Source organism: Rhodococcus sp. SJ-2 (assembly GCF_053750035.1).
Genome location: NZ_CM132340.1, coordinates 988,832 through 996,676, shown reverse-complemented (window position 1 = coordinate 996,676; position 7,845 = coordinate 988,832). Strand labels below are relative to the sequence as shown.

The window sequence follows — 7,845 nt, the reverse complement described above, 5'->3', positions numbered from 1 at the left end:
AAGTCCAGGTGAGCGACGAGGTGTGTCCGTTTCGTGACGGGAGTGTTGTCGTTACGTCCGGTAAGGGTGTTTGGCAGGCCCCTCGATTTCGCGCACACTGAGCTCATGTGGTGGTGGATCGCGGTGGGACTGGTGGCGTGGCTGGCAGTGTCGGCCGCTGTCGCGTTCGCTGCGGGGGTGTTCCTGAGGGTGGCCGAGCGAGAAGAAGAGCTCGTCGAATTGCAGCGAGATCAACGCGATCATGCGCGGCCGCCGCTGCTCAACTGACCTTCCCGATTCCTCGAAAAAGGGGACATTTCGGTTCTTCCCGACGCGTGTGCCTCTTCGTCGCGACACGGATCGTTACCTGCGATAACGTGCAGATGAAGCTGTGCCTGACAGAGGTCGGTTTCGCGTGCCGCTCACGACGCGGGCGCACCAGAAAATTTCGGGGAGGAAATTTATGAATTCTGTCGCGAAGAAAGCTGCCCTCACTGCCGCCGGCGCCGCTGCGCTGGCATTCGCCGTCCCGGGTGTCGCATCCGCTGCCGGCCCCAACGTGTCCGCTTCCGCGGACGACACCTCGATCACCGTCGACTTCGATCTGCCCGAAGGCTCGGTGGAACTCGGCGCCACCTGCGTCACCTACGTCCTCGAGCCGGGCACCGTCGATACCGCGACCCCGTCGGGCCGCATCGACAACCAGCCCGCGGGCACCGAGTTCTCGGTGAAGAACACCCAGACGTCCTCGGCCACCTATGTCAAGGACGGCGCACCCGCGCAGACCGGTGCTCGCGCGCTGACGCCGGGCACCTACGAGGTCTACTGGGGTTGCCAGGACGCCGCCGGTGCCACCTACGACAACATCTTCGACGCGTCGGGTCGCCCGTTCGCGAAGGAGCCCATCACGGTGACCGTCGGCGGTGGCGAAGCTGCACCCGCCGAGGCCGCGCCTGCTCCTGCTCCCGAGGCGGCTCCGGCGCAGGCCGGGCCTGTCTCCGACGAGCCGGTGACGACGCCGGAACCGCCCCTCGACGAACTGCCCATCGATCCGATCCAGTGGTTCCTGGACTTCATTCGTGACCTGCTGGCCCCGCAGTCCTCGCAGCCGTGAGCTGAGCTCGTAGTTCCGGCGGTGCCGTCTTCTGCTGGCACCGCCGGGTCGCTACGAGGCGGTTTGGCAGAGCCCGATTCCAGAGCTATAGTGACGTCGGTCACTCACACGGGGTGGTTGTGACCTGCGTCCGCCGGGCATACCGGCGTCGAGTGCGACGAGGATTGACTTGAGCACCTGCACCACCGATTCGACGTTCGACAGCTCCGCCGCACCGGGGAGCACCGAGTGGATCAAAGCCCACCTCGCGCGGATGGATGAAGACGTCCAGAGCGACGATATGGCAGTAGACCGACGCAACTGACGTCACCGCGTGCTGCGAAGGCAGCCGCGCGTTGCCTGCAGCGCGCGGTTGTCCGTAGCGGAAGTGTTCGGAGGATCGATGGCCGGTGTCCCCGGTTTCGACGATCTCGAGGTCGATGCGCTGTCGTCCCGCGCGGGGGCGAAATGGGCGCAAGCGACAGCGGAAGGATTGATTCCCTCCTGGGTCGCAGATATGGATTTCCCTGTAGCGCCGGAGATTCGGCGCGCGCTACTCGAACGGATCGAAAGTAGCGATCTCGGATACCCGGACTGGTTCCGCGGCACACCGCTCCGCGCAGAATTCGCTCGGCGCATGACCGCGCGATACGGGTGGGAACCCGATCCGGATGCGGTACGCGAGCAGACCGACCTCATCCAGGCGTTGCAGATCATCCTGCATCTCGCCACCACCCGCGGCGACGCCGTCGCGATCCAGACCCCGAACTACCCGCCGTTCCTCTCCACGATCAGGCGAATGGGTTTGCAGCAGATCGACTTTCCGTTCTTCGATGCCGGTGACGGATGGGAACTCGACTTCGAGACCTTCGAGCAGGCGGTCTCGCGCTATCGTCCGCGCGTCCTTGTCCTGGTGAACCCGCACAATCCGACCGGACGCGTGCACACCCGCGACGAGCTCGAGCGCATCGCCGACCTCGCCGAACGATTCGACATTCTCGTCGTCAGCGACGAGATCCATGCCGAACTGATCTACGAACCGCACCGCCACATCCCGTTCGCGTCGATCAGTAGTGACGCCGCCGCGCGCACGGTGACGATCACGTCGGCGAGCAAGGCCTTCAATCTCGCCGGACTGCGATGCGCTGTGGTGCACTACGGATCGGCCGGGCTGCTGTCCCGGCGCGACGGCGAACCGTTCGATCTGTACGGGGCGGTGTCGGTGCCGGGAGTGGTGGCAACACTGGCCGCCTGGCAGGACGGCGACGCCTGGCAGTCCGACCTGCTGCGCGTGCTCGAACGCAATCGCCGACGCGTGCACGACGTGCTGCGCACCGAGGTTCCCGCCGCCCGGCATCACGTCCCCGAAGCGACCTACCTGTCGTGGATCGATGCCGGTCCACTCGGCATCGACGACCCTGTGGCCCGCATCGGCGAGAGCGGGGTTCTCGTCGACGGAGGTGCGCGGTTCGGGCGGGAATCCCGAAACCACGTGCGGATCAACTTCGCGACGTCGGATGCGCTTGTCGGGAAGATCCTCGACGGCGTCGTCGCGGGTCTGACGACGGGCGAGCGCAGGAAAGCCCCGCCGGCGGATTGAGGGGGGAGGAGCCAGCGGGGCTCTGCGCTGCATCTCCTGTGTCGGGGAGGACTTCAGGGAGATACGGCCACGCGAAGTGGCCGTGGGCAAGTCTAAGCGAGCCTGATTGATTCGTCCAGGATCGAGACCGAATGGTGATGTAACGCGGGGACATAGGCGATCTTATGGTCTAGTCGCCGACACGGACGGGTACCGCACGAGTGTCCTCGGGGCGTCGCTGGCCGGTTCTGCTCGCGGGTCGGCGACGCTGTCGCCGACGCCGGGCCCGGATGCTGTACCAGTAGCCCCACGCGGCGATGCACAGCCCCACGGCCGACAGCAGATCGGATTCGGTCAGGCCGTGATTGGGAGTCACCACATAGAGGACGCGGCCTTCGAGGGGGCCGTTGAGGATCACCCACAAACCGGAAGCGACTGCAGCGGCGAGGCTTGACAGCAGATGCGGACGGGCAAGACACCACGTGGACGCGGCGAAGAGCGAACACATCGCGACGAGAGAATAGAACTCGACATTCTCCACGGGCGGTCACCGTCCTTCGCGCTGCGTACCCGCACCACTCTACTCAGCGCGCCCCCACGCCCGCCGTAGCAGCGCGAGTGTTCTGGGTTACTGCGCGGAGCCCTGGAGCCCGGTGCGCTCGCGCTGCTCGAGCATCCACTTCGGGGCGATGAAGACACCCTCGGCTTCGACGCACACCCCGTCGGGGCCGGAGATGAAGCCCGTCGCGAATGCCTTCGCACCCTCGATCCGATCGAGTCGCGCCTCGCAGTGCAGATCGCCGAGCGGGGTGGGGCGCCGATACTTGACCGTCAGCGTGCCCGTCATCCCCGGAGCGCCCGCATGACGGGCCGTGTCGCCGAGGAGCTGATCGAGCACCATGGCCGAGACTCCGCCGTGCGCGAAACCGGCGGGACCCTCGTAGGCGGCGTTGAGATGGAAGTCGGCCCACACACGACCGTCGTCCTCGAACTGGAACTCGAGCGGCGGCGCGATCGGGTTGCGCAACCCGATCGCGGCATTCCCCCAGGTCCGGAAGCCGCCGGAGTCGTTGAAGCGGGTGCCGTACGGACCGGATTCCCGATCCCGTTCCAGGATCGACCTGGCCTCCGAGAGGTGCTTGCGAGCCTCGAGGATCTCGTCGTCGCCCCCACGAGACTGGATGGACAACACGATCAGGTCGCGCAGATCCTGGGCCAGCGGCTGGTAACGTGCGGCTTGAGCTGCGATTTCTTCGTCCGACAACCCATCGTTGACGTAGAGCCGGAAGGTGTGGAGCGAGTCCATCATCGTCGGTGTTCTCCAAATTCACGCAAGGGGATGCCTGCTATCCGAACAGGGAACATGGGCCCTTGTCAAAGCTCATTGCCGCTGATCGAGACGATTATCGCCAGCGGGCGGGGGCATCGGAGTCCGCCTCGAGGGGGCGCTGGTAGGACAGATCGGACGTGTCGCGGGTGCCTTTGAGGAAGGCCTGTTTCGTGAAGTACGGCGACTGCAGAAGCGACGCATCGGCCGAGGCGCTCCACTCCACCGTCGACCTGCGCACCGCGATCCGCCACGTGCCGTCGCGCTTCTCTAGCCGGTCGATGTATCGACCGCTCATCAATTGCACTGTGGACGAGCCTTTTCCGAGAAGGCCGACGATGACGTAGCTCTCGCAGTGTGCGGTATCGCCGTCGATCTCGCACGTGTGAGTGGTGATGTTGTGGGTGTGGGCGTCCGCCGTCGCGGCATGGACGGAATTGGCCCACTGTGCATAGTCCGGCCCGCTGTTGACGGTCGCGCCGTGCTCGTCGACACCGTCGTCGTGATACGTGCCGCCGAGAAGTTCCGTGTCGTGTCGGTCACACCCGCGCGCGTGGTTCGCGATGCAGTCGAGAATCGCGGCCCGATCCATCAGGTACTGCACGTTGCGCTCGAGGTCGGCGAGATCGGTCATGCCACGGCCTCCTCGCCCACGAGGGTGGTGCGGTGCAGAAGGCGCGGTGACGTCGCTGAATACGGCACCGCGCGGTGCAGCATGCCCGTGTTGTCCCACAGCACGAGGTCGCCGGGCTGCCAGTGATGACGCAGCGAGAACCTCGGCTGCGTCGACCACGCGAGCAGTCTGCGGATCAGATCGCTGCTCTCTTCTTCCGGCATGCCGACGACGTGTGAGGCGGTCGCGCCGATCAGCAACGACTTGCGTCCGCTGCGCCGCGTCCACACCAGCGGATGCTCACGCTCGGGTACCCGAGCCCACGCGGCCTCCTGCTTCTCCGTCGGCTCGGGGTTGGCCAGACGCTGGGCGGCGGCGAAGCTGTGCACCACGCGGAGCGTCTCGAACTCGGCCTTGTCCTGGTCGGAGAGTGCCTCGTACGACGCGTAGGTGTTCGCGAACTCGGTGTCGCCGCCCTCGTCGGACACCTGCAGCGCGGTCAGCAGCGTGCCCTTCTGGGGGACCTCGTCGGTGGCGCCGTCGATGTGCCAGTAGAAGGTGCCGGTGTTGTACGACGCCAGGACCGTCTTCGCGGGGTCGAGGCTGATCGCGGACACCTCGGGGTGGTCTTCCTGGCCGCCCATCGGCGGCACGACGACCTCACCGAGCATGCGGCTCAGTTCGACGAGGTCGCCGTCGGTGATCCTCGCTTCGCGGAACACCACGACGCCGTACTCGTCGACCAGTTCCTGGCAGCGCGCGGCGGCTTTCGGGTCGCTGAGGGTGTGGCCTGCGACGCCGGTGATTTCTGCGCCGATTTCTTCGGAGATGGGGGTGATGTCGGCAAACAAGGTGCGGCCTCCAGGTCGAGCAAGAAGTAGATAGTCTTATTAGGAGAGTACTATTCTCGCTGTGTATAAGTAAGGTTCTCCAAGGAGGCTCGTGGTGCGGATCGGGTTGACAGGTGGCGCATCGACCACCGACAAGATCGTGAAACAAGCACAGAAAGCGGAGGCCGACGGCTTCTCGTCGCTCTGGTACGCCAGCACGGTCGCAGGCGACCCCCTCACGGCGCTCGCCATCGCCGGTCGCGAGACGTCCACAATCGAACTCGGTACCGCTGTGCTCCAGACCTACCCCGTCCACCCGCTGCTGCAGGCGAACCGCGTTGCGGCAGTAGCGGAAGCTATGGGGCGCCCCGGCTTCACCCTGGGTCTCGGTCCGTCCCACGAATCTCTCGTGCGCGACGTGTACGGCATGTCGTACGACCGGCCCGGGCGCAACACCGAGGAATACGTCCGCATCGTCACCGCACTTCTGCGGGGCGAGGACATCGACTTCCAGGGCGGCGAGTGGAGTACCCGGAGCGAGGGCCGGATGGCGCGGGTCGCGCATGAGGTGCCCGTGTTGCTGTCGGCGATGTCGCCTCGGATGCTGCGTGTCGCAGGGCAATACGCCGACGGCACGGTGCTGTGGATGGCGTCGGCGAAGGTCGTCGAATCCGTCATCTCACCCGCGATCCGCGCCGCAGCGGAGAACGCGGGCCGCCCGTCGCCGCGCATTGTTGCGGGGCTGCCGGTCGCGGTGCACGACGACGCCGACGAAGCGCGCGCCGCGGTCGCTGCCACGGCCACCATGTACGCCGGAATGCCGAACTATCAGCGGGTCCTCGAGGTCGGGGGAGCGAGCACCCCGGCCGACGTCGCCATCGTCGGCACCGAGGAAGCCGTGCGCGCCCAACTGCAGAACCTGCTCGACGCAGGCGCCACCGACATCTGGGCCGCGATCTTCCCCGTCGGCGACGATGTGCGCGGATCGGTCCAGCGCACCCGAGACTTCTTGAGCTCACTGACCACCCGATAGTCCGCTTCCCGCGCGGAAATTCGCTTCCCACACCCGTAATAGGCGTTGTGGGAAGCGAATTGCGTCGCGGGAGTTATCCACAGTGACCGGAACCATCCACAGATTTGCGGCTTCCGCCGGATCCGGCACGGTGTGGACGTACCGCGATGAGAGTTTCGGTGTCATGACCTCACCGAAACCCTTCCGCCGCAGCGACGCTCTCAGCTCAGGTCTGAGCGACTCCGAAGTCCGTCGTGCCCTCCGGACCGGCGAACTCGAACGCCTCGCTCCCGGAATCTATCTGGACGGCCCTACCGCCGAGGGCCTCGACGCGATCGAACGACATCGAATCCGAGCGCACACCACGGGAGCGGGACTGCCCGACGGGACCGCGATCAGCCATGTGTCTGCCGCTGTTCTGCACGGACTGGCATTGTGGCGTCCCGACCTGAGCCGCATCCACGTGACCCGCGACGGGCGATCCGGTGGCCGTCGCGGCGCCGGACGTCATGTGCATGTCGTACAACTCGGCGCCGACGACGTGGTCCGGGTCGACGGAGTGCCGTGTACGACCATTGCGCGGACAGTCGCGGACCTCGCCTGTACGGCACCGATCGACGAGGTCGTGATCGCCGGGGATTCGGCGTTGGCGGGAAACCCGTCTTTGAAGGCGGCACTACCGGAGGCCCTCGAAGCCCTCGGCCGACGGCAAGGCATCGCCGCAGCGCGACGGATCATCGCTTTTCTCGACGGACGTAGCGAAAGCCCCGGTGAGTCGCTGAGCCGGTTGCGGATGGAACAGATCGGGTTGCCCGCCCCCTCACTGCAGGAGGTTGTGCACACCCCGGACGGAGAATTCGTTGCTCGCACCGACTTCTCTTGGAAGGAGCATCGGATCATCGGCGAGTTCGACGGCATGGGTAAGTACAGAGACGACGCCCCCGACGTTTTTCGTCGGGAGAAGCTTCGGGAGGACGCGAGGCGTCACTAGCGATCGTGCGGTCTTCCCGTGCGGATACCAGCTTCCCGCGTCACCGATTGTCGTTGTCGGAAACTGACGGGCGCGCGGGAAGGGCGACTACGCCGGATCGAGGGCCGCGGACTCGTCGAGGCCGGGTACCGGGGAATGCGATCGGCTGCCGCTGTTCTGATTCCATAAGATCACTTCGGAGCCCGGCTCGGCGTCGGTGGCTCCGTTCGGTTGTTGCGCGATGATCACGCCGGTGGTCGGGGCCGGCTCGCCGTCCGGGCCCACCGGCGTGAATCCGGCTCCGAGCACCATCGTGCTGGCATCGTCGGCGTCGAATCCCACGACGTCCGGCACCTCGCGCGTCGGTCTGTCCCGCATACTGCGCATAACTCGCAGTGTACGAGGCTTGGGGAAAATTGGGATCAGACAGCGTGCGGTGTTC

11 protein-coding genes are annotated in these 7,845 nt (G+C 66.0%); 6 read left to right on the top strand and 5 right to left on the bottom strand.

Annotation, left to right across the window (positions count from 1 at the left end; translation table 11 throughout):
* Window positions 1-105 precede the first annotated feature (105 nt).
* The 4 genes from ACSYG9_RS04550 (at window position 106) to ACSYG9_RS04535 (ending at window position 2,672) form a co-directional block, all read left to right on the top strand.
* Window positions 106-267 carry a hypothetical protein gene (locus ACSYG9_RS04550; protein ID WP_169687123.1) on the top strand — a complete coding sequence of 54 codons (162 nt, stop codon included), beginning with the start codon at window positions 106-108 and terminating at the stop codon, window positions 265-267.
* 175 nt (window positions 268-442) lie between these two features.
* On the top strand, window positions 443-1,093 hold the full coding sequence (locus ACSYG9_RS04545) for a hypothetical protein (protein ID WP_440126015.1): 651 nt from the start codon (window positions 443-445) through the stop codon (window positions 1,091-1,093).
* Between the two features lie 169 nt (window positions 1,094-1,262).
* A complete protein-coding gene (locus ACSYG9_RS04540; protein WP_277351980.1) occupies window positions 1,263-1,397 on the top strand; it encodes a hypothetical protein in 135 nt (44 codons plus the stop codon).
* A 78-nt stretch (window positions 1,398-1,475) separates the two neighbouring features.
* On the top strand, window positions 1,476-2,672 hold the full coding sequence (locus ACSYG9_RS04535; protein WP_454841347.1) for a MalY/PatB family protein: 1,197 nt from the start codon (window positions 1,476-1,478) through the stop codon (window positions 2,670-2,672).
* A 169-nt stretch (window positions 2,673-2,841) separates the two neighbouring features.
* On the opposite strand, the gene ACSYG9_RS04530 is transcribed toward ACSYG9_RS04535, so the two are convergent.
* The 4 genes from ACSYG9_RS04530 to ACSYG9_RS04515 form a co-directional block, all read right to left on the bottom strand.
* On the bottom strand, window positions 2,842-3,192 hold the full coding sequence (locus ACSYG9_RS04530) for a hypothetical protein (RefSeq protein ID WP_454841345.1): 351 nt from the start codon (window positions 3,190-3,192) through the stop codon (window positions 2,842-2,844).
* 87 nt (window positions 3,193-3,279) lie between these two features.
* Window positions 3,280-3,960, bottom strand: a complete 681-nt coding sequence (locus tag ACSYG9_RS04525) for a PaaI family thioesterase (RefSeq protein WP_454841343.1) — start codon at window positions 3,958-3,960, stop codon at window positions 3,280-3,282.
* 94 nt (window positions 3,961-4,054) lie between these two features.
* The gene (locus tag ACSYG9_RS04520) at window positions 4,055-4,612 is read right to left on the bottom strand and encodes a nuclear transport factor 2 family protein (RefSeq protein ID WP_454841341.1); all 558 of its coding nucleotides are present in this window, start codon (window positions 4,610-4,612) and stop codon (window positions 4,055-4,057) included.
* Window positions 4,609-5,442: a TauD/TfdA family dioxygenase gene (locus ACSYG9_RS04515; protein ID WP_440126010.1), complete on the bottom strand. Its 834-nt coding sequence runs from the start codon at window positions 5,440-5,442 to the stop codon at window positions 4,609-4,611. The genes ACSYG9_RS04520 and ACSYG9_RS04515 overlap by 4 nt, the downstream gene beginning before the upstream one ends.
* Window positions 5,443-5,536: 94 nt before the next feature.
* Here ACSYG9_RS04515 and ACSYG9_RS04510 point away from each other — a divergent pair, with 94 nt between their 5' ends.
* Together ACSYG9_RS04510 and ACSYG9_RS04505 are read left to right on the top strand one after the other, a co-directional pair.
* A complete protein-coding gene (locus tag ACSYG9_RS04510; RefSeq protein WP_440126009.1) occupies window positions 5,537-6,454 on the top strand; it encodes a TIGR03564 family F420-dependent LLM class oxidoreductase in 918 nt (305 codons plus the stop codon).
* Between the two features lie 82 nt (window positions 6,455-6,536).
* The gene (locus ACSYG9_RS04505) at window positions 6,537-7,424 is read left to right on the top strand and encodes a type IV toxin-antitoxin system AbiEi family antitoxin domain-containing protein (RefSeq protein WP_454841338.1); all 888 of its coding nucleotides are present in this window, start codon (window positions 6,537-6,539) and stop codon (window positions 7,422-7,424) included.
* 87 nt (window positions 7,425-7,511) lie between these two features.
* Here the strand turns inward: ACSYG9_RS04505 and ACSYG9_RS04500 are convergent, their stop codons facing one another.
* Window positions 7,512-7,790: a PASTA domain-containing protein gene (locus tag ACSYG9_RS04500; protein WP_454841336.1), complete on the bottom strand. Its 279-nt coding sequence runs from the start codon at window positions 7,788-7,790 to the stop codon at window positions 7,512-7,514.
* Window positions 7,791-7,845 lie beyond the last annotated feature (55 nt).